Below are 24,797 nucleotides of genomic sequence, written 5' to 3'. Positions count from 1 at the left end.
CGACTGGCGCAGGATCTGTCACGGGTATAGCCTCCTCCTCAGTGGAGGAGGCGACGCGACATGATGGATTCAACCATCACTCGCAGAGGTCTTGCGGGTCTGGCGGCGGCCATGGTCGCCGCTCCCGCCCTGGCGCTTGAACCTAATACACCCCAGGCCTCAAGCGGTGAGCCGCTGCGCTATCTGGACCCGGCCCGCCGGCTGACAGTGCAGGTCATGCTGAACGGGCAGGGCCCTTTTCACATGATGGTTGATACCGGGGCGAACAGTTCGGTGATCTCGATCGAGACGGCCGACCGGCTGGGTCTCGCGCGAGGCGTGCCGGTGGAAATGCATGGCATTGCCGGGGTCCAGACCGTCGATACGGTGGTCATTGATACCCTGCAGATGGGCCGGCGAGTACGGCGGCAGATGACGGTCTCAATCGTTGCAGAGCGTCATCTGGGCGCGGCAGGCCTGCTGGGCCTCGACTGGCTGGGCGCCAGCAATCTGATGCTCAACTATGGCCAGCGCCGGATGGCCGTCGGCGAGCCCTTGCCCTTGCCGGATGACCGCACGGTCGTGGTCAAGACCCGGACTCGCAGTGGCCTGACCCTGATTGATGCGTCCATGCCCAGCCAGAAACTGGTCGCCTTGCTGGACAGTGGATCGACGACCACAGTCGGCAATCTGGCCCTGTTAAGGGCGGCCCAGGCCCGCAAGGCCATCCTGGGTGCCGTCTATGACATCGAATTGCTTAGCGCCACCGGACAGACCCTGCCTGGACGCCTGGCCGTCCTGAGCCGCCTGACCCTGGGCAAGATGACCCTGATCAATGTGCCCGTGGTCGTGGCCGCCGTGCACACCTTTGACTACTGGGGGCTCAGTGACGAGCCGGCCATTCTGATCGGTTCGGACATCCTGCAGAAGTTCGAAACCGTGGCCCTGGATTTCAAGCGCCGCGAGGTTCGGTTCAAGATCGCCGACCGCGGCTGAGGTCGGATTTGTCCTGCCAGGAATGAAAGGCGCGTGGTCCGCTACGGTGCGGCTTGACCGGTCGCGCGGCGCTCTCCAATGGTTGTTTGAATGGAGGGCACTGATGCGTTTGCAGGCTAGGTTTAAGCGTGAGTGGCTGTTCCTGAAAGGGATGCTGCGCACCCTCAAGCGCGTGAAGTCCATTACACCGGACAGCGAAAACCTGATCTGTGACGATCTCGAAGCTGCGGTTGATCGCTGGTCCTCCAGCCGGGCGATCACCTTTGAAGGCAAGACGATCAGCTATGCTGAGCTGGATGCCATGGCCAACCGCTATGCGCACTGGGCCAAGGGGCAGAGCATCACGCGTGGCCAGACCGTGGCGCTGTTCATGCCCAACCGGCTGGAATATCTGGCGATCTGGTATGGCCTCTCCAAGGTCGGGGTGGCGACGGCCCTGATCAACAATCAGCTGACCGGCCCGGCCCTGGCCCATTGTCTGAACATCTCCCAGGCCCTGCACTGCATCGTCGATCCCGAAACCTCGCCCTGTTTCGAGCAGGTCAAGGATGGTCTGGGCCGCCATGTGCAGCAATGGATTCTGGGGGCAGCGCAGGGCGACCAGCGCGATCTCCTCAACGCCCTCAAGAGCTGTAGCCAGTTGCGGCCGGACCGCGAGGCGGCCCGGGGTGGGCTGACCGCCAAGGATACCGCCCTCTACATCTTCACGAGCGGCACAACCGGTCTGCCCAAGGCCGCGCGCATCAATCACATGCGGGTGCAGCTCTACATGCGCGGCTTCGCCGGTTCGACCGATGCGCGTCATACCGATCGCATCTATGTGACCCTGCCGCTCTACCATGCGACCGGCGGCCTCTGCGCCATGGGGGCCGGACTGCTGAATGGCGGTTCGATTGTTCTTCGCAAGAAGTTCTCGGCGACCTACTTCTGGAGCGATATCCGCGCCGAAAACTGCACCATGTTCGTCTATATCGGCGAACTTTGCCGCTATCTGGCCAATCAGCCGGTCAGCGACAGTGATCGCGACCACAAGATTCGCCTGATCTTCGGCAATGGTCTGCGTCCTGACGTTTGGGACGACATGATGGATCGCTTCAAGGTGGGCGGCGTGCTGGAGTTTTACGGCGCGACCGAAGGCAATGTGTCCTTCTTCAACTTCGATGGTCGTCGCGGCGCGATCGGGCGTCTTCCCGGCTATCTGAAGGGCAAGTTCAACACCCGCATCGTCAAGTTTGACGTTGAAAACGAGATGCCGATCCGGGGACCCGACGGCTGTTGCATCGAATGTGCGCCTGGCGACGTGGGCGAATGTATCGGCCAGATCGCCAATGACGCCCGATCCAACTTCACAGGTTACGCCGACAAGGCCGCGACCGAAAAGAAGGTCCTTCACGACGTCTTCGCCAAGGGCGACGCTTGGTTTCGGACCGGCGACCTGATGCGGACGGATAGTGACGGCTACATCTATTTCGTTGACCGGATCGGCGACACCTTCCGCTGGAAGGGCGAGAATGTCGCCACGAGTGAAGTGGCCGAGCGCCTGGCCGGGGTGACCGGCGTGCTCGAAGTGAATGTCTATGGCGTCAAGATCGGCGAACTGGACGGCAAGGCGGGCATGGCGTCTCTGGTCGTGGGCCCGGACTTCGAGATCGCAACCCTGGCCGAGCATGTCGACCGGGAGCTGCCGACCTATGCCCGACCGATCTTCGTGCGCCTGCAGCGCGAGATCGAGACGACCGGCACCTTCAAGTATCGCAAGATCGATCTGGTGACGGATGGCTTCGATCCGACCCGGACCAAGGACCCGCTGTATTTCCGCGACCCGGTGAAGGGCTATGTGAAGATCACCAAGGCCGTCTTCACCAAGGTCATGGCAGGCGGCTACAAGCTCTGAAAAAGAACTTTACGATTCAAAGTTGATGCGGTATTGCTGCCTCATCAAACTTGAGCGGAGTGCTTTGCCTTGACCGAAGAAATGAAGGCCATACGCGACGACATCGCGTTCATGCGCGCCTTGGCCGAGGAAGGGCGTCAGGCGCCGCTCCTGGGCGGATCCATGCTCGTTTCGGCGGGTGCGATCTTTGGAACAGCCAGCCTCATTCAGTGGGCTGTCCTGTCCCAGGTCCTCAGGATGCCGTCTCAGGTCCTGGCCGTGGTCTGGATCGCGGCCTTTATCCTGCACATGATCATGATCTTCGTGCTCAAGCGCGGCATGGGTGAACGCCCCGGAGCCGGGTCTTCGGGCAATCGCGCCATGCGCAATGCCTGGATGGGCGTGGGTTGGGGCTGTTTCGTGATCTTCACGGCCCTGGCGGTGGCCAGCTGGAAAACCCGCGATATCAATCTGATCAACTTCTCGCCGTCGATCGTCCTGGCACTCTACGGCGGGGCCTGGTCCGTGGCCGCAGCAATGTCGCAGGCGACCTGGCTGAGGTTTGTCGCTGCGGCGTCGTTTGCGGGTTCCATCGCCATGGCAATGCTGATGGGCAATTCGTGGGCCTGGCTGGGCTATGCGGGGGCGCTCTATCTGCTCGCCATGGTTCCCGGCCTGATCCTGATGCGCCAAGAACCCTCGGACACTATCTAGGTCAGCCCGATGGACGATTTTGAAATCGATCACATCGACGAGGTCATCCATGGACGCGTGCGCCTGGGGATCATGGCCTTTCTGTCTGGAGCCGAGGTCGCTGACTTCAATGCCCTGAAGGCCAAACTGGCGGTGACCGACGGCAATCTCTCGGTCCATCTGCGCAAACTGGAAGACGCGGGCTATGTCGCGATAGAGAAGACTTTCGTCAGCCGCAAACCCCTGACCCGGGTCAGTCTCACCGACAGCGGCCGAACGGCCTTCGGTCTCTATCTAGATGCCATAGGCAGGCTGGTCGAAGGACGCTGAAAACAGTCGTCCAAAACGCACCTTGTCCGTATCTTGTTGGGCAGCCAGGGTGGAGATCGGCGTGACGGATGGTTCTATGACGCGACGCGTCGGCGTGACGGCCCTGGCGGCCTCCTTGGCGAGTGCCTGTTCCCCGCTGTCGATGTTTGCGACCCTTACGCCCAAGGACGCTGCGCGCACGCCCCTGCGTGGCGCAACCTATGGCCCGGGCCCGCGCCAGATGCTGGACGTCTATGCGCCGCCCAAGGCGACCGGTGCGGAGCCCGTGGCCCTGTTCTTCTATGGCGGTTCCTGGGATTCCGGCCGCCGCGCCGACTATGCCTGGGCGGGACGAGCCTTGGCTGCCCGGGGTTTCCTGACCCTGGTGCCGGACTATCGCCTGTTTCCTGAGGTCGTCTTTCCGGATTTCCTGGACGATTGCGCTGTTGCCGTGCGCTGGGCGGTGGAGAATGCGGCAGGTCTGGGTGGAGACCCGGGCCGGATCGTCCTGATCGGTCATTCTGCCGGTGCCTATAACGCGGCCATGCTGGCCCTGGATCATCGCTATCTTAAGGCTGCAGGCGTTGCGCCCAGCGTGGTGCGAGGCTTTGCAGGCCTGTCGGGGCCCTATGACTTCCTGCCCCTGGACGGGCCGGTCACGCGGCGTACCTTCGGCAAGGCGCAGGACCTGACGGCCACCCAGCCGGGGCGGTTCGTGACCGCGCAGTCGCCAGCCGCGTTCCTGGCCACGGGCGATGCCGATACGACGGTCTTCCCGCGCAACACCCGCAAGTTGTCTGCCGCCCTCCGCGAGGCCGGTGTCCGGGTGGAGGAGCGCCACTATCCCGGGCTAGACCATTCCGACACCGTACTGGCCCTCTCCAAACCGTTCCGCGGCAAGGCGGACCTGTTGGGTCAGATGACGGATTTCCTGAAGTCGGCGGCGGCCTAGGGCCGTTCGCGACTTGATGGCTCGTCAGGGTTGGATCGGGCGGAATGACGGCCTCCGCGGAGCCCGGCTTGCCGCCGACGGCAAATCCTCTGGCGATCTATCTGCTTCCAGTCACGGCAGGCTTTGTTGCGACGCCCTGCGGGCCGACAGCTGGATCCGGCCGGGTCTTGGCCGTGGCGTGCGACCCGATCGTCGCACCGATGCCCAGAGTGGTCACGACTATGACTGTCGCCAGGATCAGCTGTCCGTTGCGCATGGTCGCCACCGCATAACCCCGTTCCGCAAACCTTAACGCGGATCGCAGTGAATGTTAACCCTTTCGGAGGGCCACCCTGTTTGAACCCGCAAGCCTTCATGTCTATATGGCCGCGGCGGCTGGGCTCCATGACCCCACCTGCCCAGTAAAACTGATGTTTTTTAAAGGGATAGGGCCGTATGCTGCTTACAATGCTGAAGGCCAAGCTGCACCGCGCGACTGTCACCCAGGCCGATCTGGACTATGAAGGCTCGATCGCGATCGATCGCGACCTGCTCGATGCGTCGGGCATCCTGCCCAACGAACAGGTGGATGTGCTGAACATCACCAATGGCGCGCGCTTCACCACCTATGCCATCGAGGCCCCGCGCGGCTCCAAGGTGGTCGGGGTCAATGGTGCTGCGGCCCGTCTCGTGCAGAAGAATGACACCGTCATCATCGTCACCTACTGCCAGCTGCCGGCCGAGGAGGCGCGCAACTACGCCCCGACCGTGGTGCTGCTGGACGATGGCAACCTGATCAAGAAGGCCGCCTGACATGCGCATCCCAGCCGGACTGTTCCTGACCGCCGTCCTGCTGGCCGGCTGTGCGCCAAAATTGCCGGCAGGGATCGACGAGGCCCGCCTGACCGACAGCGTCGGCCGGGCGATCGGCTCTGCCTCGACCTGCGTGATCGTGGCCGATGCCTCTGGAGCCATGGTCTGGCGGGCCGGCGGCTACATTACCTGCGCCCGCAACCTGCCGACCTGCGCCGGCGGCCAGCCGGTCGTCGCTGAGGTCGTGCTCAGGGATGCGATCGGCAAGCCGGCCCGTTTCGCCAGTTGCCCGACGGGCACCGGCGGCGTGAACACCGTGGGCTGGGCCATGGGGCCGGTGCCGACCAGCGAGGGCAAGCCCGCCCGCAACCTGACCTATGTAGCGGTCATGGAAGGCGAGCGGGCCCTGCCGGGGCGCGAGGTGCAGGAGCGCGTCGAGCGCGCCTTCAAAAAGGCCGGCTTCTAGCAGCCGGCCTCCATGAGAGCTTAGCGGCTCACCTCATAGGTCGCCGTGACGTCGATCCTCACCTTCAGCTCACCGCCGGCGATGGGGCTCGACTCGGCCATGTCGCGCTTGGCCATGGCGAACACCGGCATGGGGGCCGCCGGGGCATAGCCGCCGCCCTCGCCCAGATTGACCAGCCGCACGATCCTGTAGCCGGTGGCCCGGGCATAGAGATCGGCCTTGGCCTGCAGCGCCTTCACCGCATCCATCCGTGCCGCGTCTTCGGCAGCCTGCGGGTTCTGAAGGCCAAAACTGATGCCGCCGACCGTATTGGCACCGGCGGCCACTGTGGCGTCGAGCGCCTGGCCGAGCCTGGCCAGGTCGCGCACGGTCACCGTGACCTGGTTGGCGACCTGGTAGCCGTTGAACCTGGGCGGCTGGTTCTGCTCGTAGACATATTGCGGGTTCACATTGAGGTTCGAGGTCTGGATGTCGCGCTCGGCGATCCCGGCCTTGCGCAGCACGGCCATGACCTGGGTCATCTTGGCGGCATTGGCCTTCAGGGCACCGGCGGCGGTCATGTCATCGGTCTGAACGCCGAGGCTGATGGTGGCCATGTCCGGAGCGACCAGGGTCTCGCCAGCGGCTGCGAGGCTGAAGGTGGTGGCGCGGAAGGCGGTGTCCGGCGCGCTCTGGGCCAGGGCCGGCGCTGCAGCGAAAGCCGCGGGGATCAGGGCGAGCGACGCGATGCGGGCGGCGATCATGGTCATGGGCAGGTCTCCTTTGGGGTCGTCATGGAAGCTTGGCCGACCCGCTATGGTTCCCTGATGGAAGATTGAACCTGAACGGGAGCTTTAAGCCGCGTTCGGCCCATGCTAATCCGCCCTTCCTCCGAACGCGCGGCGCGATCCTGGGGGCCTGTAGCTCAATGGTTAGAGCCGACCGCTCATAACGGTCTGGTTGGGGGTTCGAGTCCCTCCGGGCCTACCACCTCCCCTAAATTCCTCAACGATTACAAAGCTAACCGTGAGGGTTTACACAACGGGTTTACACCGCCTGTTCACTTTACGTCCTGAAGCAGCTTCATTGCGGCCCGCGCCAGCTTCGGCTGATTGGCGCTCAACGTGTAGCGCTCGACCTCTTTCAGGCTAGCGTGGCCGGTGATGGAGGCGATTTGGTGCGTTGTCGCGCCGGCTTCCGCAAGGTGTCGCGCGGCGGCTTTTCGAAGGCCGTGCGGGCTAAGGTCAGGCGGCAAGCCAGCCTTCACCACGCAGTCGCCAAACCACTTGGTAAACCCGGCCTCCGTCATCGGGCGGCCATAGGCGGTCATGACGAAGGTCAGATTGTCCTTGGGGAGCGCGTCGAGGATGCGCTTGAGCTCCGGGTGCAGGGGGAGGGCGAGAGACACCTTCCCGCCGCCTTTTTTCTGGGTGACGTGCAAGAGGCCGTCGCGCACATGCTGACGACCCATGCGCACGACGTCCGAACGCCTCTGTCCGGTGTAGAGCAACAGGGCTAAGGCCAGGCGGGCGCGAGAGCCTTCGGGCCAGTGGGCGATGAATTGGGCGATATCCTGATCTGTCCAGGGCCTGAACCCTGCGCCCTCACGCGGCATCTTCACGTCCGCGACGGGGTTGACTGAGACCAGTTCGCGCTCAACGCCGAAGGCATAGACCTGCCGCAAACGCTTCAAAAGATTGCGCGTGGCGCCGGGTCTATCGGCTCCCTTGTCGCGCAAAGCCCGAACGTGCTTTGAGGTTAGCTTGTGCGCGGGCCAATCGCCGTAGCTCTCGCGGAACCGCTCCAGGATGTTGCGGTAATTGGCTTGCGTGGCTTTCGAAAGATCGCGCCAGACGCTTGACCGATAGTAGGCCGCGAGAAGGGCCGATATCGACCCCGCCTCGCTTGATCCCGCGCCCTGGTCGTTCTTGCCTTGTGTCGCCTCGTGATACGCAGCCATGAATTCGGCCGATCCGACCGCGCCGGGCAAGGTGATGCGCGCGAAGCCTCGCCGTCTGTAGTAGTGGCGGACGTGCCCATGCCGATCAATGATCCGCTGCACAAAGGGCAATTCAAGCTTGGTCATCGCCTAGCAGGGCATCCCAAGGGTTAGGCTCGTCGGCAGGTTGCGCGCCACGGCTTGGCAACGTCAAGATATTGTCCTCGCGGATATGCAGGCAACCACTCCGGTCTATCCAGACATGGGGCTGAATCCCCGCCGCCTTGGCCGCGCGTATGGCCCGGGTGACGTCGTTCTGGCGGAAGTTTCGTGCGGAGCCCACCGTCAGGCCTCCACCACGAGGCGGAAGCCCGCGGCGGCATTAACCGCAATTACGATCGCCAGGGCGCGGGCCGTGGCCATGTCGTCGGGAAGTTCATTGTCGACGTCCACGACGCAGGCCAGAGCGTTGTCGGCCGCCAGGATCAGGCCGGGCTGGTGATCGCCGGCCAGCTTCCAGGGGCCAGGCGCGCCGGTCTGAGCCAGGAGTTGCCCAAGGGCGGGGCCATCGCTCGGGCTGAAGTCTTCGGTGATCTTCCGGGCCATGGCTTGGGCAGCCTGTAGGGCTGCGGTTGCTGCTGCTGCGATGGCCCCATCGTCTTCGTCGCCATCGCCTTCGGGCGCTTCATGGACGGCCAATTCGGACACGGCAGGCTCGGGCGTCAGCCAAGGCGTTCCATAGACCTGGGCGAGGCAATCGGGGTGGCGTCCGGCCATGGCCTGTTCGTTTGACAGCTGGCTATCGGTGACCGGCAGGGCGACGCCTTCGGCCATCAGCCAGTCCGCGCCGGCCGGGGTCAGGCTGACCTGTGGGCCGGCGGCTCCGGCATGCTTGAACAGGATCAGCCGGGCGGTCTGAAGCTTGGCGGCGGCCTGATCCAGCCAATACTTCCCGACCGGCGCAATGCGGTGATCGCCCTGGTCCGCGACGGCCGGGTCATGTGCGGTTTTGTGGGCGACTTCGATCAGCAGGATGCGCTCATCGGGCGACAGGTCGATTGGGGCGTCGGGATCGGCGGTTTGGGTTGTGGGTGCCGCCGGTTGGGCTCGGGGTGGTTCGATGGGTGCGGTGGGCGCGTAGGGCAGGCCGGGTTCGTCTGGTCTAGGCAATGCCGGTCTGGATTGCGGCGCCTGTACGCTCTCGCGAAGGCGATCCCAGTTTCGGGTGCGCTCATAGTCGGCCACTGCTTCAGGCTTGGCTTCACGGGCGATCTTGATCTTCACCTGCACGTCCCGAACACCGGCTTCCGATCCGTTCGGCGATCGGCCGATGCGGCGGGCTAGTTCGCGGGCGCTCCACAAGGTGGCTTCGGCGAGGGCCCGCAGGGCCTGGGCGTCCTCCCAGGGCGAAAGGTCTTCGCGCAGGCTGTTCTCGACCACGGCGATGAACAGGGCCTGGGTGGGGTCGGCTTGGCGTTCCACGCAGGGAAGGCCTTGGGCCAGCGCGACCGGCAAGCCGCACGCGCGCTCCGCCAGTAGCTTGGCGGCGCGCCAACGGCGGTGACCGGCCCAGATGAACCGGTGGCCCAGGGCGTCGGCTGGCGAAACCACAAGGGGTTCGATGATGTCACCGTCGGCTTCGAAGGAATCGGCCAGGGATTCCAGGGTGTCGGGGTCGAAGGTGCGGCGAGGGTTCAAGGGGTTGGGCAACAGGCGGTCGACCGGAATTCGCAGCGGTCCGGCACTGCCGGCGCCGGCGGCCCGATCCAGGGCGTCCAGGGCCTTGCGTCCCGCGTCGTGCAGGGCGTCGGCGCTAAGCAATGAGGCGTCCGCCACCAAACGGGCGTTCTTCAGCTGGTCCAGCTCCCGGTGAATGTTCTTACGGGGTCGACCGGCGGCGTCGGCCAGTTCGGCGGCTGTAGCGAAGGGGCTTGATGGATCGCGGCTGGCCAAGGCTCGCAAGATGGTCTCCCCAGTCAGGGCAGCGATGTTTACGCCATGGGCGGGGATTTGGTCAGAATGGCTCATGCTCGGAACCTTTCATCGAATGAGACGAGGGACTCGATGGACCGCAGCGGTAGCGGTGGCTGGCGAGGGACCGGAGCCGGCGCCATCGGCGCGGCCCAACCGCGCCGGGCCAGTTCGCCGAGAGCGTCGACGATTTCCGGGACGGTGAGACCTTCCCAGAAAAAGGCCAGAGGCACCTGGCCAAAGGGATCGACCTCTCCCGACAGGGCCGGATCGCCTCGGGCGTCTGTATTGACCCGGACATCGGACGGAACCCTGTTCAATCGGGTCAGGATCGCGCGGATGATGCCGCCGACGGGACGCTCCCAGAAGGTCCGGTTCCTGGCCCTTTCCCCGACGCTGGCGGTGGCGCAGCCCGGCGCAAAGGGGGTGAGATGAACGATGACCGTCCGCGTCTCGGTCAGCAAGTCGGCGGGCGGGATGCGAACGGCGTTCGCATGCTTGGACATTGCTGGGGCGATCATGCGGCTGGCTCCGACCGGGCTCCGTGATGACCGCCGCATGACGCGGCTGACGACAGCAGGCGCCACGCCTGGACGGCGGCGTCCTCAATCATCCGGGCCAAGAGGCTCGCGCCGGCAAAGGCCTGTTCGTCCCGCAGGCACCGGGTCAGAAGGTTGGCTTCAGTGAGGGTCAGGCCATGGCGCCGGCCATCGATCCGAAGGATGATGAAGGCTTCGGCGGGTCCACAGCCCAGATGACGAACCGCGATCGGCGTCAGGCCAAAACCGGCAACCGGCGCGGCCTCGATTGCCAGTAGCACGTCGGCCACCTTATCGGCCGAGACCTGGGCGGCCGATCGGGCGGCTTTGGAGTATGGCGGGGGGGACAGGGCGGACATTCATCGCACTCCCTTTGCGAATCACGTCGCGATAATCGCGATTTAATCGCGACGAAGACGCGAAAATCGCGACACGTCAAGCGTGAAGAGAATCGCGATTGACGCGATGCGTCGCGATGATGGTCCGGGGCGCGGGATAGGGGCTGCCCAACCTTACGTTAGGTGCCGTATGCAGCCCTTGCGACTTCCAAGAGTCGGTCCCTTATGGCCAAGCGATCGTCGGCAAAGTGGGCGCGCCGGTGATCGTTGGCGCAGATTGCGACCACGTTCTGCTCGTCATCGTTGCCGCCTTCAGAAAGTGGAACAATGTGATGAGTTTCTAGGTAGAGGCTGCCGCTTTCCATCTGGAAGCCTGATTGCCCACAGAACTCACAGCAACCTGAGGCTCGCTGGAGGACCCGGCGCCTCACCGCTGGATCGCGAAAGTACACAGATCCGCTGATGTCGCGGCGGTCTCGGGAAGACTTGTTAGATTGGTCGAGATCGAACTGATCGACGTAGCGTGCGGTCAAGATACCTCGGGCTAACTCGAAAGCGCCCGTGTCCCAATCGTATTCGGTTATTGTCCAAGCCTCGGGATCGAGCTCACGCTTTTTTACGCTTGATGGCTTGGGATCGAGGTCCTCCTTATTGCGCATCAATCCATCCAGAAGGATGACGCGCACGGGAAGATTTTCACGAAGAGCAGTCTTGATCGCGTCGTCGAGCCGTTGAGCGCGTCTAGCCCATGCAGAATTTCGGCTTACTTTCCGGTGAAAATCGGCATGGGCGCGAAAATTGTCCCTATGAATAATCCTGCCGCTCTCCTCAATCATGCTTGGGTGCCAGAGATTGAGGATAATCAGTTTTCCCGGCTCAATGTATGACCATTCATAGCAATACTTAGGATTGGATTTCGGACCGCGCTGATCGTTTGAACTGTTGCGCCAATCTGTCATATCCAGACCAGCTTGTTCGGCTAGGTCAAAGACAGGGTGTATATTGCGTGGGCGAATTTCAGAGAGCGACTGCATTGGCCCATCACTCCCAATTAGTGTTTTGAGCTGAGCGACGACAACAGCCATCGGGGGATAATAGACCCCTTACCGACGATAGGCCACGGAATGCAGCGCCCGAACCTGGATGGCGGGAATCCTGACTTCCTCATCAGGATTGAATTGCCGCAGGAAAACCTGGCCCTCTCGCTGGCCGACATATTGCTTGATCAGGCCTGATCCGTCCTTGAGTTCGACGAGGCAATCGCCGTTACGGGCCGGGGGAACGCCCTTGGCGACAATGACGATCTCACCGGAAAAAAGTCGGGGGGCCATGTCGTCGCCGGGCAAGCGAACCGCGATAGTTTCGCCGCGGGTCATGCCGCCGGGCAGTTCTATCCGATCCATGATTTGGTCGGCTTGAAGTGAAAACCGGTCATCGCCGCCGGGCATGGGCAGGCCAAAAACCGGAACCTGTTCGGCGTTCTGGCCGGCGGTCTGATCGACATCGCCAAAGAAGGCCCGGATCTGTTGGGCTTCCTCCACGTCCAGGCCCCGTTCGCCCTTGAGCAGGCGACTGACGGAATCCTTGCTCTTGCCAATGGAGCGGGCGAGGGCGATCTGCGTCCGACCGGTCTGTTTCAGGCGTGCGCGTATTTCAGGCGGTTTCATGCCGCCTATTTTCGCGGAAATCGCGATATTCGGATATTGCATTTGAGCGCGAATCACGCGCGACACTTATCGCGATAATCGCGACAACTGCAATAGGCTCGATATGACCGCCCTCGCCACGACACCTGCGGAGCGCATCATTCGCCGTTTCGGCGTGGATGCGCTCGCCCAATGGACCGGCCGCCACCGTGGTCGGGTTCACGCCTGGACATGGTCCACTGAAAGGGGAGGCACCGGGGGCGCGATCCCCCTTCGCGTACGGCAAGCAATCATCGACGGGGCGCGGCGTGACCTGGACGAGGTGGTGGCGTTCGCCGACTTCGAGCCGATCGACGGCGAACGCTACCTAACCGGGGAGCGGGCGGCATGAAGCGCGCGCGCAAACCAAAGCCTGCGGTCGCAACATCGGAAGACTTTCGCCGGTGGCGCAAACTTGCGACGGTCGCGGCGCGCGTCGCCGCCGCCCCTCTGGAACCGGCCGGTGATCTGGGCCTGGCCCGTACCCGGGTGAAGGGGCGCGGCATGCCTGCCGGACAGGCGGTTCGCGGGTCGGTGTTTGATCGGCTCGCGCGCCTAGCCGATCGCTGGAACGGCCTGCCGCTGACCGATCGGCTCGTCCACGCCGAAGAACTGGCGGCCCTGGCCACGGCCTGCCTCAACGGTCTGACCCTGCCGGTGACCCTGGAAGATCCACAACCGCCCATGACGCCCGGCCGCCGGCTGCGCGCCGATATCGACGGGTGAGGCATGACGTGCGGCCATGCACCTTCGATGCGCCAGATCGCCGTGCGGCCGTCGGGTTTCGCTTCGGTCATGCCGGACCGTGACCGGTCGGCCGATGATGTCGATTTTTTCCCGACCCGGCCGTGGGGCGGGCGGGCCGGGGCGGAAGTTATCCTCAGGCTTGATCCCCGGGCCCGCAGCGTCTGGGAATGCGCGGTGGGCGCCGGCCATCTCGCCCATGGGCTGAAGGACTACTTCCCGACCGTCCAGACCAGCGACCTTTGCCGTTACGACGGCAACCGGATCTATGACTTCCTGTCCGATGATCCGCCGCCGTTCACGCCGGACTGGATCGTGACGAACCCGCCGTTCGACCACGTCGAGGATTTCATCCGGCTGGCCTGGCAGCGGGCAGGGCGCGGGGTAGCCATGCTTTTGCGGGGCGCGTGCCTGGAGGGCCAGGCCCGCTATCGGCTGCTCTATGAAGACTGCCCCTACTACGCCTATGCGCCGTTCAGCGAGCGATTGGCGATGCACAAGGGGTTCTGGGATCCGACGCGGACGACCGCGACCCTCTATGCCTGGTTCTTTTTCCTGAAGCCCGGTGTGGGGCCGCGCCGCCGGCCGCCCTATCCCTATGTCATCGCCATCCCGCCCGGAACGGAGGCGCGGCTGACCGGGGCGGACGACGCGCGGCTGTTCGCCGCTCGGCCAGCCGGTGAGGGCCCTCGGTGACGGCGCGTGACGACCTGTTCGATCGCGCCCTCGCGGCGGCGGACCTTGAGGTGATAGCGGGGCTCAAGCTGCACCGGTCTGGTCGACGCATGCGCGGTCAATGCCCCCTTTGTGGCGCCTCGAAGGGCAAGAGGGCGGACGGGGCGTTTTCCGCTGATCTCCGCGCCAAGGTCTGGAAATGTTGGGCTTGCGGCCAGGGCGGCGACGCCGTGGACCTGGAACATGCGCTTGGGTCCAGGCCGGGCGAGACCCTACGCGACGCGGCCATGCGCCTGGCGGGCGATGCGCCGACATCTGACAAGTCTGTCACAAGGCCGGCGCGGACCGCGATCATCCGTCCCGATGACGACGCCTGGAAGCGCCATCTGGCGGCGACCTTGTGGCGTGAGGGGCGGCCCGGGGCGGGTTCACCGGTGGCGTCCTATCTGGCCGCCCGGGGTATCAGCGGGCGGCCCCTGACCGAAGCCCTGAAGCATCTGCGGTTCCATCCGGCCGCCTATCATAGCGGGTCGAGGGATCGACCTGTCTTGTTGCCGGCCATGGTCGCCCTGGTTCGCGCGCCGGCCGGACCGACCGGCGGCGTGCATGTCACCTATCTGGCCCCCGACTTCATGGCCAAGACCCACTGGACGCCGTCGAAGATCATGTGGGGTCCGCAAAGCCGCGATGGTCTGCCCGGCGGGGTGTGGCTGACGCATCCAGCTTCAGAAGGTCCGCTGGTCGTCGCCGAAGGAATCGAAAGCGCGCTGTCCGGCGCCGTGCTGGCGGGGACGCCCTGCCGGGTTGTGGCCGCTCTTTCCCTCGATCGGCTTCAGGGTGGATGGCTGACGGACCGTTGGGGCCGTCGCGATCCGACCTTGCCCGCCGCTGATCCGGATCGGCCGGCTTTCACCTGGACGGAACCTGGAGGCGCGCCGTGGGGCCAGGTGTTGATCTGGGTCGATCGCGACATGAGTCCGATCAAGGTCAAGGTCCGCAAGCCCGGTGGCGGGACCTGGACGCAAACCCTGGGGGCGGAGGATCGCGCCCGGGTGTGCGGCGCGCTAGCGGGGGAGCGCTGGCGGCGCGCGGGTGCGACCGCCGTTCGTATTCTGGCGGGTGGGGCGGGGCGTGACCCGAACGATGAGCTGCGGGCGAGGCTCGCGGCGGGCCATGTGCGGAGGGCTGCATGACCGCCGAACCCTTTGCCTTTGACGCCGCACCCTCCCTCGAGGAACTGGCCAAGTTCGATCTGAACGACGACGGCAACGCCATGCGGTTGATCCGTATGACCGGTGGCCGGATCGGCGATGACGGCGAAGTGGACGTTTCGACTTCGCGCGTCCTCTATCTGCGCCGCCGGGGCTGGATCGTCTTCAACGGTCAGTTCTGGGATCTGGAAACCGGCGAGGCGCGGGCACGGCGGCATGCGGTCTTGGTGGCCCGTTCAATGCACGCCCAGATGACGATCAAGGTCGCAACCTTGGATGACAGGCTGTCGGCCAAGGCCATTCAGGCGATCCATGATTTTGCGACGGCGACGGGTAACAGCGCGCGGCTAAACAACATGTTGAACGTGGCCGCTGCCTATCTCGACGTCGACATGGACGCTTTCGACCGCGACCCTATGGCGCTCAACTGCCGCAACGGGGTCCTGCGGTTTCGGCATGGGCCGGACGGCCCTGTGGTGGGCTTCACACCAGGCCATGAACCCGGGGACCGGTTCATGCGCATGGTCGGGGCGTCTTATGACCCGGTGGCGCCGGCCGAGCTGTTTCGACAGGTGGTGGAAACGTCGCTGCCGAACTTCGAAGACCGCCACTACCTGCACAAGGCCCTGGGCTATTGCGCCACGGGCAGTACGGCGGAGCAGAAGTTCTTCGTTTTTCAGGGCAAGGGCGGCGACGGGAAAAGCACCGTGGTCAATGCCGTCCGCAATGCTTTGGGCACCTATGCCACCGTGGTGGGGATCGAAACCTTCCTCGATACGGGCATGAAGCGGGGGTCGGAAGCCAGTCCTGATATCGCGGCCCTCGCCGGTGATACGCGGATGCTTTGCGCCGGTGAACCGCCCGGCGGATCTAAACTGGCTACGGGGGCGATCAAGCAATTCACCGGCGGCGGCAAGATGAAGGCCCGGGAACTGCGCGAAGGCTTGTTTGAGTTCTCGCCCCTGGGCAAGCCGATCATCGAATGTAACCGGCGGCCACAAATCAACGATACGGACAATGGCATCTGGCGGCGGCTGAAGATCATTCCCTTCAAGGTGCAGATCCCCGAAGACCGGATCGATGGCCACTTGCCCAAGAAGCTGGAGCAGGAACTCGACGGCATCCTGGCCTGGATTGTCGACGGCGTGCTGGCCTGGATGGCCGAGGGCCTCAGGGATATCGAGTCTGTCCGTGAGGCCCTGGAAGACTATCGCAAGGGGTCCAACCCCTTCACCCAGTGGTTGGAAGACCGGGTGGTCCTTGACCCTGAGGCCCGGGTCAGGGCCTCGCTTCTGTTCCGCGACTACAAGGATTGGATGGAGGCCCAGGGCCACGACAAGGCGATGAGCCAGAAGGCCTTCGGCGCGACCTTGGGCGACCTTCAGATCGTGCTTGGACCCAAGGATGGCGATGGCCTGGTGACCCGGCGCGGCGCTCGCCTGAAAGGCGCCTTTGAACCGTCGGCGGGCGGATCTCACCGGTCGCGCGCAGTCGATCCGCCCTTGGGCGCCGGCGGCTTTGAGGGGGAGGATCCGTACCCTGACGACGGCACGCGGTGGCCGCAATGACCCAGGCCACGGACGATCACGGACAGACGGATGATCGGGGTTGCGTCTTCGGACTCCGCGCGCGCCGCGCGGGGCGCTTGTGTGTCCGTCTATCCGTCGAAACTCCGTGTCTTAAGTCACTGATTTCAAACGCCTCACGGAGGATACGGACAATACGGACGATTGGGCCGGGTTTGTCCCCATGTGACGCGCGCGCGCAGGCGGACGTGTGCGGATGCGGGGGTGTCTGTCCGTCCGTCCGGGGTGTGTGGCGGGTTTGGGTATGGCTGTTTTGATGAGGGTTTGTTGTGACTAGCAAAGCCGAAAAGAAAAGAAACAAAAGAGCCTGCCAACTTAGGGCAAAGCCAGCGTCTGCCCGGCCTGTCGCCCCGGTGGACCGGTTGCTTGCCCACGCCCAGGCCCATGAGGCGGCGGTGGCGGTTGGTCTCAAAGAAACCGTACGATTGGAAGCCCGCCGTACTGGTGAGCGGCTTGCCCCGCCGCCCAAGCAAGGCCCGCTTCGGCTGAAGACGCGCGATGGGTTGTTGTCCCTGCACGCATCGGGATCGCTAGACATAGGCGAAGTGGAAGCGGGCCTGGCCTACCGCCTGTGCGTCGAGCATGCGGAGGCGGGACTTCGGTCGGCCCTCGCCACCGGCGAGGGCGGCGGCGGCCGATCGCATGGCGGGTTCGGCCCGCGCGACAAGGCCGCTCTGATGCGCGCCTATCTCATGGCCAGGCTCAACCAGATGGAGCGGGCTGTGGATGCAGCGGCGGAAGATGGGCGCGAGCTGCTGGCCCTGCGCCTCATCGCCGGCGATGGCCGCACCCTGACGTCTATCACGGCGGCGGGGAACGCCAAGCTGGTCTATCTCGCCGCCCTGCGCCGGGCCCTGACGGCCGTGGCCTCGGTCATGCCGGTCAAGCGGGGACTAGCGAATCGGGACGGTTAAGTTCACAAAAGCAGTGCGTTTGAACTTGCGCCTTCAGCCCGCTCGGTCGCCCGATCAAGCGGGCTTTTCATTGCTCACTCAACACCCAAGGCCGCCGGCGGGTCCCTTCCCGGGGCGCGCCCCCCTATGCGGTAGGGCTGAGCGCGGGGTTGCGTTAGTTCGGCCCGCCAAATCATTTTGAAGTCGGTGAACTTATGACCTTGCTTTTGAAGCAGGCGGAGTTCGCCGCCCGCCATGGGGTGGTGGCTTCCGCCGTCAGCAACTGGAAGAAGCGGGGCCTGCTGGTCTTTGCGGATGATCCAGAGCGGCCGGGCAAGCGGATGATCGACGCCGCAAAGTCGGATCTGCTGATCAAGGGGACGATCGATCCGACGCGGGGTCGGCCTCGGGGCGAGGGCAGCGCGGTGCCGGTTCAAGGCCCTGCGCATCCGGCCCCGGTGGCGATCAACGGCCTGGAAGCAGCGCGTCTGGAAGAGATGCGCGAGCGGACGACGCGGCGGAAGATCGAGAACGAGCAGCTGCTGGGCCGGCTGGTCATGCTGGCGGAATATGAGCGGCGGGCCGGGGAGATGGGCCGGGTGATCCGGGAGCGGACCCACGGGCTGATCCGCCAGCATGGCGAGCGCCTCGCGGCGGAGACCGACCCCCGGACGATTATGGCAGTTCTCGGCCAGGCCTTTGATGCGCTGTTTGACCAGGTGGCCGACGAGATAGAGGCCGCCGCGTCGGATGAGAGGGTCGCCGACGCGGCCCTGGCCCGGATCGAAGACATCGAAGCGGACGACGACGGCGACGAGGTCGCGGCGTGAACGCCCCGGCGACCTTCGGTGGCTATGCCCGGACCGCTTTGGATGCGAACGCCGTGCGTATCTCGCGGGCCGGCGCGCTAGGTCTTCGGCCGCCGCCCCGGATCGGGGTCAACGAATGGGCCTGCCATCACCGGCACTTCGCCGAAGACTCTGCCTATCCGGGTAAGTACCAGCCCGACCGCGCGCCCTACCTGGCGGAAATCCACGATCGGCTTTCGCCCTTCGATCCATGCAGCGACATCGCCTTGCTCAAATGCGCCCAGTCCGGCGGGTCGGTGACCGGGGAAAACTGGATCGGCTACATCTCGGACGTGGCCCCCGGGCCGTTGATGTACGTCCAGGCGACGATCACCGCGGCCAAGGATTGGCTGGCGGAAAAGTTCTGGCCGATGGTCGAGTCGACGCCCCGGCTGAACCCGGAGCGGCGAGACGGCACAATCATGCCGAAGCGCTCGCGGGACGGGAACGGGACCACGGCCCTGCGGGTCCGGTTCAAGCGCGGCGGCTGGATGCTGATCGCCGGGGCCAATTCGGCCGCCACGCTGCGCCAGCACTCGATCCGCTACGCGATCGAAGACGATCTGGACCAATTCCCCGACGACCTGGACAACCAGGGCTCGCCGGAAAGCATGGTGGACGCCCGCCTCACGGTGTTCACGCGGCTGGGGATCGCCAAGCGGCTGAAGATCAGCACCCCGACGAACAAGGGCGCGTCGAAGATCGGCCGGGCCTACGCCGCCAGCGATATGCGGCGCTACTACCTAAAGTGCCGCCATTGCGGCGCGCGGTTCGACCCGGTGTTCAGCGATCTGAAGTGGCCATCCGGGCGGCCCGAATTGGTGGAGCTGGTGGCCCCCTGCTGCGGGGTGCACATCGCCCATTGGGAAAAGGCCATCATGTCCCTGGAGGACGGATGGCTTCCGACGGTGGAGGTCGATGGGGTCAGGCCCCCACGTGTGCTGACCGAAGAAGCGTTCCAGACCTGGCGCGGCCGAGACGTGAAAGGCCGTCAGCCCGGCTATCACATCACCGGCTACATCACCGCCTTCCTGACCTGGGCCGACCTGTGCGCCCGGTTCGTGGCCGCCCAGGGCGACGTCAACAAGCTGCGGACCTGGACCAACCTGCAGGCCGGCGAGGAATTCGTCCTGAAAGGCGACGCCCCGGCGGCGGACTCGCTTGAAGTGCTGCGGGAACAGGAGTGGGGGCGGGGACAGATGCCGTGGGGACCGGTGGTCTTCACGCTGGGGTGCGATGTCCAGGGCGACGGGATCTATTTCGAAGCCCTGGGTTGGTCATACGGGCTCGAAAACTGGTCGCTGGACCACGGCTTCCTTCCCGGCCCTACCGACAAGCCAAGTGAAGGGGCGTGGGCGCGCCTGGAAGAGCTGGCGAAGCGGACCTTCGTCCTGCCGGGCGGCCGGGCCTACGGCTTTGACCAGATCTGCGTTGACGCAGGCTACAACACCGAAGCGGCCAAAGCCTTTTGCAAGCGGTCGCACAAGCGCCTGCCAATCTTCGGTCGCGACGGCTGGACCCTGCCAATCCTGGGACGCGGAACGCCGATCCATTTCGTTCCTGGCCAGAAGTTCACGGGTAAGCGCAGGAAAAGGGCGGGCGAAGAAGCCCACCTAGTCGGGACTTACGGCGCGAAATATTCGTGGTTCGGCTTCCTGAGGGCGTCGATCGCTTACGCCGAAGCCCACATCAAAGGCCAAGCGCCGCAACCGATCCGGGGCCGCATCCACTTTGGCCGGGACGCCACGGCGGACTATTTCGACATGCTGACCAGCGAAAGCTGTGTGGTCGAGGTTAAGGCCGGTCAGCCTCGCCGGGTCTGGAAGGTCGAGAGCGGGCGGCAAAACCACTGGCTTGACTGCCGGATCTATAATCGGGCCGCCGCTGAAGCGATGGGCCTGGACAGCCGTTCCGAGGCCGACTGGCTGGCGCTTCAGGCGACCCGCTTCGCCGCCGCCGATCCCATCCAGGGCGACCTGATCACCCTGGCCAATCGTCCAATGGGGGAAGCCCCGCCCCCCGCATCTTCCTCTTCGGCCGCCCCGCCGCCGCCCCCGGCGGAGGCCGGAGACGCCGCCGACGGCCCCCTCCCGTCGGCGGCGGACCTTTGGATCTCGGACGAGACTGACGAGAAGGATTGGCTGTAATGCCCGCACCTGACTACGCCGTCGAGATCGCAGCCCTTCGCGCCGGCCTCTCCACCAGCGAACTGACGATCGAGATCAACGGCGAGCGCGTCACCTATCAGTCCTTCAGGGACATGAAGTCCCGGGTTGACTACTTCGTCGGCCTCGCGGCTTCGGCGTCGCCTTCCAGGGCCCCCACTTCCAGCTTCGGCTTCTCCGCCGTTGCCTTTGAGCGGGACTGACGCCATGGCTATTTCGCGTTGGATTGACCGGCTTATTGAGCCCTTCGCCCCCGCCCAGGTGCGGCGACGCATGGCGGAACGCATCGCCCTGAAGGAAATCCGTCAGTACGACGCAGCCCTCACCGGCCGCCGCACCTCCGGATGGCGGCGTCCGTCCACCAGCGCGGACCGGGAAATCAAACAGGGCCTGGTGAAGTTGCGGGACGGCGCGCGCGAGCTGGTTCGGAACAATAAGTACGCGGCGGCCGCCTTGCGCCAGATGACGGCGAACGTGGTGGGCGACGGGATCACGCTGCGGGCCGCCCATGACGACAAGGACGTGGCCAAGCGCGCGCAGGACGCCTGGGACGAGTGGGCGGAAAGCAAGGTGGACGGCCGCCAGGACTTCTATGGCGTCCAAAAGAGCGTCTTCCGCGCCACCGTTGAAGGCGGGGAGGCGCTGGTCGTCTGGGGGCCCGACAAGAGCGGCCCTGACGGCCGGTGCCGGGTGCTCGAAGGCGACTTTCTGGATCACACCAAGCAACGGGACACCGGTCCTGGCCAGATCGTCCAGGGCGTCCAGTTCGATGCGGACGGTGATCGCGAAGCCTATTGGTTGTTGGACCAGCACCCGGGGGACGCCAGCGGCTTCAGCCGCCAGTCGCGGCCCTTTGCCGCCGCCAACATTGACCACGTCTTCGAACAGCTCCGCCCGGGCCAAACGCGGGGCGTGAGCTGGTTCGCGCCGGTCATGATGACCCTTCGTGATCTGGCCGACTACGAAGAAGCCGTTCTGATGAAGCGGAAGGTCGAAGCCTGTCTGGCCCTGGTCTTGACCCCGCCCAATGACAGCACGCCCAGCAGCCCGTTCGATGAGGCCGGCGGTGTTGGATCCGGTTCGGGGACCGGCGGCGCCCAGCAGACGGATTCGGCCAAGGGGCCGGACAGGATGCGTCCGGGCATGGTGTTCCGCGCCCGGCCAGGCGAGACGGCTACGGCCGTGAACCCTTCCGCGTCCGGTGGGGAAGTCGAGTTCATGCGCCAGCAGCTTATGGCCGTGTCGCCGAACCTGGCCCCGTATCACCTGATCACCGGCGACCCGACCCAGTCGAACTATTCAAGCATGCGCGGACAGATGCTGGGTTTCTGGGCCAATCTGGATGACTGGCAATGGAACATGATGGTTCCGGACCTTTGCGCTCCTGCCTTCTTTCGCCGGATGCGTCGGCTGGCTCTGGCGACCGGGGACCGCCGCTTCCTGGCCTGCAAGCCGGAGGCGGCCATGCCGGTCCGCCGGCTTCTGGATCCGATCAAGGATTTTGCCGGTGAGCTTTCGGAAATCCGCGCGGGGACCAAGTCGCTTCGTAAGGCCTTAAGCGAACGCGGGATCACGTTGGAAGACCACCTGGCTGACATCGCGTCCGTCGCAAGGCTGCTCGACCAGCTCGAGTTGGTTCTTGAGATCGACCCCCGCCGGGTTTCGCAGTCCGGCATTCTTCAGGCCGCCGCCGGCCCGCTTGCGCCGCGCGACTAAGGATAATCCCCATGACGAATACGCTCACGCGGCGCGAGTCGCGGTTTCCGGTCGCGCGCGCCAATCTGACGCCCCGAAGCTATGACGCCGAAAACCACACCGTCGAACTGGTCTTGGCCACCGGCTTTCCCGTCCGCCGTTACGACTGGGACGGCGGGACCTATTACCTCGAACAGCTGGAAATATCCGAACAGGCGATCGACGGCGAGCGGATCGAGAAGGGCGTTTGCCCGCTTCTGAACGCCCATTCGTCCTGGGCCATTGATGACCAGTTGGGCCGTCTGGAAAGCTGGCGCGTCGAAGGCGGGCAGTTGATCACCGTCGCCCGCTTCGGCATCGGCCCGGCCGCCGTCGCCGCTGAAGCGGAGGTTGCGGCTGGAACCTGGCGCGGCGTTAGCGTCGGCTATCGCCGCGACGAGCTTCTGAAGGAAGTCCGTCAGGACGGCAAAATGCCAACCTACAAAGTCACCCGCTGGGGAATCCTGGAAGGCTCCCTCGTGCCCATCCCCGCCGATCCGGACGCAGGGGTCCGGGTGGAACCAGACGGGGCCCACCCCTGCATCATCCTTGAACCTGAAAGTGAGGTCCGCGCCATGCCGGAAGCCAGCATCCCCGAAACCCCGGCGGCGACGTCCGTCGATATGCGGGCCGCGCTCGCCCCCGATCCCGCTCCCGTTCCGCCGCCCGATGCGAACGCCGTTCGCATGGACGCCGGCGCCGCTCTGACGTTCGTAGAGGACGCCCGCGCGTTCGGCTCCGAAATCGCCACCCATGCCCGCACCTGGGCGACGACCCTGACGCCGGACGAAGCCCGCAGCCGGCTGCTTTCCGCCGCCGCCGACGCCCAGCGCGCCGTCACCCCGGAAGTCCGTCAGCAGCGTATCCAGGTCGGCCGGGACGAACGTGACACCGCCCGCGAGGCCATGGCCGCCGCCCTCATGCACCGCCACAACCCGTCGTCGGAACTGCCGGACATGGCCCGTGAATGGCGAGGCATGACCCTGCTGGAAATGGCCCGCTACAACCTGGAGGCCAACGGCGAGAAGACGCGCGGCCTGTCGAAGCGCGACCTGGCGGGCCTGGCCCTCCGGCAGCACTCGACGTCGGACTTCCCGTTCGTGCTGGCCAACGTCGCCGGGAAGACGCTGCGGGCGGGCTACGAAGCGTCGCCGGCCACGTTCAAGCAATGGCAGCGTCGCGCCAGCGCGCCGGACTTCAAGCAGATCAGCCGTCTTCAACTGGGCGGTGCCCCGTCGTTTCTGCTGGTCCCGGAAGGCGGCCAGTTCAAGCAAGGTACGATCGGCGAAGGTCGGGAAGTCTATTCGCTGGCCACCTACGGCCGGATCTTCAACGTCACTCGCCAGACGCTGATCAATGATGACCTGGACGCCTTCAGCCGCATCCCGGAAATGTGGGGCCGGGCCGCGTCCGACTTCGAATCCGACGTGGCCTATGCGCCGCTGATCGCCAACCCGAACATGGGCGACGGTGTGGCCCTGTTTCACGCCAGCCACGGCAACCTGGCCGGCGCCGGCGGGGCCATCGCCGAAAGCACCATCCAGGCCGGTGAAACGGCCATGATGAGCCAGACGGGGATCGAAGGGCGTCCGACCCGAGCCTTCCCGAAGTGGCTGATCACGGGCGTGAAGGACAAGGTTGCGGCCCAGAAGATGTTGACCGCCGTGCTGGCCGCCCAAACCAGCAACGTCAACGTCTACGCCGGGTCCATGACCCCGATTGTGGAACCCCGTCTGAACCGGACGGCGGGCGCCACGCCCTGGTACATGGCGGCGGACTCCGCCCAGGTGGACACGATCGAATACGCCTATCTCGAAGGCGACGACGGCGTGTTCCTGGAAGAGCGGATGGGCTTCGAAGTGGACGGCGTCGAGTTCAAGGCCCGTCTCGACTTCGCGTCGAAGCCCATCGACTACCGCGGGCTCTATCAGAACCCCGGCACCTAGGCCGACCCACCCCGAACCCTACGAAGGGCCGCTCCAAGCGATTGGGCGGCCCTTCGTGTTTCTGCGGCTCCAGCCAGAGAGGACCATGAGCCATGAAGACCATGATTTCCGAAGACCACGTCATTGAAGTCACCGCCCCTTCGGGTGGCACGACGTCCGGCCTGGGCGTGCTGATCGGCTCGATCTTTGGGATCGCCGTCACCACCAACCTGGTGGGCGAGATGGTGGCCCTGCGGACGCGCGGCATTTTCGACCACACCAAGGAAGCCGCCGGCTCCGGCCAGGCCTTCGTTCCGGGTGACACGATCTACTGGGACAACACTAACAAGCGTCTGACCAAGACGTCGGCCAGCAACACCAAGGTCGGCTATGTCACCGCCGCCGCCCTGACCACGGACACCGTCGCGCGGTTCCGCCTGGTCCCCTTCGCGCTTTAGCGGCCCGTCAGGCGGCACGGGGTCCCTGCCGCCACCCCTTCTTCCAT

The 24,797-nt window shown here is 65.0% G+C and carries 26 protein-coding genes and 1 tRNA gene; 20 read left to right on the top strand and 7 right to left on the bottom strand.

From position 1 onward, the window contains the following. The first annotated feature begins 60 nt into the window (after positions 1–60). The 7 genes from ACW17U_RS10980 (at position 61) to ACW17U_RS10950 (ending at position 6,060) form a co-directional block, all read left to right on the top strand. Positions 61–975 (top strand): aspartyl protease family protein, encoded by a 915-nt coding sequence (locus ACW17U_RS10980; RefSeq protein WP_492052428.1) that lies wholly within the window; start codon positions 61–63, stop codon positions 973–975. A gap of 103 nt (positions 976–1,078) precedes the next feature. After that, on the top strand, positions 1,079–2,869 hold the full coding sequence (locus tag ACW17U_RS10975) for a long-chain-acyl-CoA synthetase (RefSeq protein WP_062145416.1): 1,791 nt from the start codon (positions 1,079–1,081) through the stop codon (positions 2,867–2,869). A gap of 69 nt (positions 2,870–2,938) precedes the next feature. Beyond that, the gene (locus tag ACW17U_RS10970; protein WP_492052427.1) at positions 2,939–3,562 is read left to right on the top strand and encodes a hypothetical protein; all 624 of its coding nucleotides are present in this window, start codon (positions 2,939–2,941) and stop codon (positions 3,560–3,562) included. A gap of 9 nt (positions 3,563–3,571) precedes the next feature. Further along, entirely contained in the window at positions 3,572–3,871 is a 300-nt protein-coding gene (locus ACW17U_RS10965) for a winged helix-turn-helix domain-containing protein (protein ID WP_492052426.1), read from the top strand. Between the two features lie 76 nt (positions 3,872–3,947). Further along, entirely contained in the window at positions 3,948–4,802 is an 855-nt protein-coding gene (locus ACW17U_RS10960; RefSeq protein ID WP_492052425.1) for an alpha/beta hydrolase, read from the top strand. A 435-nt stretch (positions 4,803–5,237) separates the two neighbouring features. Then, positions 5,238–5,594 carry an aspartate 1-decarboxylase gene (gene panD / locus ACW17U_RS10955; protein ID WP_062145424.1) on the top strand — a complete coding sequence of 119 codons (357 nt, stop codon included), beginning with the start codon at positions 5,238–5,240 and terminating at the stop codon, positions 5,592–5,594. Position 5,595: 1 nt separating this feature from the next. Then, complete coding sequence (locus tag ACW17U_RS10950) at positions 5,596–6,060, top strand: hypothetical protein (RefSeq protein WP_492052424.1); 465 nt, start codon at positions 5,596–5,598, stop codon at positions 6,058–6,060. Between the two features lie 20 nt (positions 6,061–6,080). On the opposite strand, the gene ACW17U_RS10945 is transcribed toward ACW17U_RS10950, so the two are convergent. Next, the gene (locus tag ACW17U_RS10945; protein ID WP_492052423.1) at positions 6,081–6,809 is read right to left on the bottom strand and encodes an SIMPL domain-containing protein; all 729 of its coding nucleotides are present in this window, start codon (positions 6,807–6,809) and stop codon (positions 6,081–6,083) included. Positions 6,810–6,953: 144 nt separating this feature from the next. On the opposite strand from ACW17U_RS10945, the gene ACW17U_RS10940 reads away from it, so the two are divergent. Continuing rightward, positions 6,954–7,029: transfer RNA gene (locus ACW17U_RS10940), tRNA-Ile, on the top strand. Positions 7,030–7,099: 70 nt separating this feature from the next. On the opposite strand, the gene ACW17U_RS10935 is transcribed toward ACW17U_RS10940, so the two are convergent. The 6 genes from ACW17U_RS10935 to ACW17U_RS10910 all read right to left on the bottom strand — a co-directional run bounded on the left by ACW17U_RS10935 (position 7,100) and on the right by ACW17U_RS10910 (position 12,559). Then, a complete protein-coding gene (locus ACW17U_RS10935) occupies positions 7,100–8,125 on the bottom strand; it encodes a tyrosine-type recombinase/integrase (protein WP_492052422.1) in 1,026 nt (341 codons plus the stop codon). Between the two features lie 198 nt (positions 8,126–8,323). Then, positions 8,324–10,006 carry a ParB/RepB/Spo0J family partition protein gene (locus ACW17U_RS10930; RefSeq protein WP_492052421.1) on the bottom strand — a complete coding sequence of 561 codons (1,683 nt, stop codon included), beginning with the start codon at positions 10,004–10,006 and terminating at the stop codon, positions 8,324–8,326. Further along, a complete protein-coding gene (locus ACW17U_RS10925; RefSeq protein WP_492052420.1) occupies positions 10,003–10,470 on the bottom strand; it encodes a hypothetical protein in 468 nt (155 codons plus the stop codon). The genes ACW17U_RS10930 and ACW17U_RS10925 overlap by 4 nt, the downstream gene beginning before the upstream one ends. Then, complete coding sequence (locus tag ACW17U_RS10920; protein WP_492052419.1) at positions 10,467–10,847, bottom strand: hypothetical protein; 381 nt, start codon at positions 10,845–10,847, stop codon at positions 10,467–10,469. The genes ACW17U_RS10925 and ACW17U_RS10920 overlap by 4 nt, the downstream gene beginning before the upstream one ends. Positions 10,848–11,005: 158 nt before the next feature. Further along, a complete protein-coding gene (locus ACW17U_RS10915) occupies positions 11,006–11,911 on the bottom strand; it encodes an HNH endonuclease (RefSeq protein WP_492052418.1) in 906 nt (301 codons plus the stop codon). A gap of 18 nt (positions 11,912–11,929) precedes the next feature. Further along, positions 11,930–12,559, bottom strand: a complete 630-nt coding sequence (locus ACW17U_RS10910; RefSeq protein ID WP_492052417.1) for a S24 family peptidase — start codon at positions 12,557–12,559, stop codon at positions 11,930–11,932. Positions 12,560–12,596: 37 nt separating this feature from the next. Between ACW17U_RS10910 and ACW17U_RS10905 the strand changes: the two genes are divergently transcribed. The 12 genes from ACW17U_RS10905 to ACW17U_RS10850 all read left to right on the top strand — a co-directional run bounded on the left by ACW17U_RS10905 (position 12,597) and on the right by ACW17U_RS10850 (position 24,750). Continuing rightward, positions 12,597–12,863 (top strand): hypothetical protein, encoded by a 267-nt coding sequence (locus ACW17U_RS10905; RefSeq protein WP_492052416.1) that lies wholly within the window; start codon positions 12,597–12,599, stop codon positions 12,861–12,863. Continuing rightward, complete coding sequence (locus tag ACW17U_RS10900; protein ID WP_492052415.1) at positions 12,860–13,237, top strand: hypothetical protein; 378 nt, start codon at positions 12,860–12,862, stop codon at positions 13,235–13,237. Before ACW17U_RS10905 ends, ACW17U_RS10900 begins: the two co-directional genes overlap by 4 nt. A 27-nt stretch (positions 13,238–13,264) precedes the next feature. After that, positions 13,265–13,951: a hypothetical protein gene (locus tag ACW17U_RS10895; protein ID WP_492052414.1), complete on the top strand. Its 687-nt coding sequence runs from the start codon at positions 13,265–13,267 to the stop codon at positions 13,949–13,951. A gap of 209 nt (positions 13,952–14,160) precedes the next feature. Beyond that, the gene (locus tag ACW17U_RS10890) at positions 14,161–15,123 is read left to right on the top strand and encodes a DUF7146 domain-containing protein (RefSeq protein WP_492052413.1); all 963 of its coding nucleotides are present in this window, start codon (positions 14,161–14,163) and stop codon (positions 15,121–15,123) included. Next, entirely contained in the window at positions 15,120–16,709 is a 1,590-nt protein-coding gene (locus ACW17U_RS10885; RefSeq protein WP_492052412.1) for a DNA primase family protein, read from the top strand. The genes ACW17U_RS10890 and ACW17U_RS10885 overlap by 4 nt, the downstream gene beginning before the upstream one ends. A gap of 563 nt (positions 16,710–17,272) precedes the next feature. Further along, positions 17,273–17,641, top strand: coding sequence for a hypothetical protein (locus tag ACW17U_RS10880; RefSeq protein ID WP_492052411.1), 369 nt, complete (start codon positions 17,273–17,275; stop codon positions 17,639–17,641). Between the two features lie 194 nt (positions 17,642–17,835). Beyond that, complete coding sequence (locus ACW17U_RS10875; RefSeq protein WP_492052410.1) at positions 17,836–18,450, top strand: hypothetical protein; 615 nt, start codon at positions 17,836–17,838, stop codon at positions 18,448–18,450. Continuing rightward, positions 18,447–20,615 carry a phage terminase large subunit family protein gene (locus tag ACW17U_RS10870; protein ID WP_492052409.1) on the top strand — a complete coding sequence of 723 codons (2,169 nt, stop codon included), beginning with the start codon at positions 18,447–18,449 and terminating at the stop codon, positions 20,613–20,615. Before ACW17U_RS10875 ends, ACW17U_RS10870 begins: the two co-directional genes overlap by 4 nt. After that, on the top strand, positions 20,615–20,836 hold the full coding sequence (locus ACW17U_RS10865) for a phage head-tail joining protein (RefSeq protein WP_492052408.1): 222 nt from the start codon (positions 20,615–20,617) through the stop codon (positions 20,834–20,836). The genes ACW17U_RS10870 and ACW17U_RS10865 overlap by 1 nt, the downstream gene beginning before the upstream one ends. A 4-nt stretch (positions 20,837–20,840) precedes the next feature. Further along, on the top strand, positions 20,841–22,349 hold the full coding sequence (locus tag ACW17U_RS10860; protein ID WP_492052407.1) for a phage portal protein: 1,509 nt from the start codon (positions 20,841–20,843) through the stop codon (positions 22,347–22,349). Positions 22,350–22,360: 11 nt separating this feature from the next. Continuing rightward, positions 22,361–24,313: a prohead protease/major capsid protein fusion protein gene (locus ACW17U_RS10855; protein ID WP_492052406.1), complete on the top strand. Its 1,953-nt coding sequence runs from the start codon at positions 22,361–22,363 to the stop codon at positions 24,311–24,313. A gap of 92 nt (positions 24,314–24,405) precedes the next feature. Continuing rightward, positions 24,406–24,750 carry a DUF2190 family protein gene (locus ACW17U_RS10850; protein ID WP_492052405.1) on the top strand — a complete coding sequence of 115 codons (345 nt, stop codon included), beginning with the start codon at positions 24,406–24,408 and terminating at the stop codon, positions 24,748–24,750. Positions 24,751–24,797: the final 47 nt, after the last annotated feature.

This window comes from Caulobacter sp. AVps16, assembly GCF_058681455.1.
Note: the sequence above shows the minus strand (reverse complement) of the source record. Positions and strands in the feature narration are given on the sequence as shown.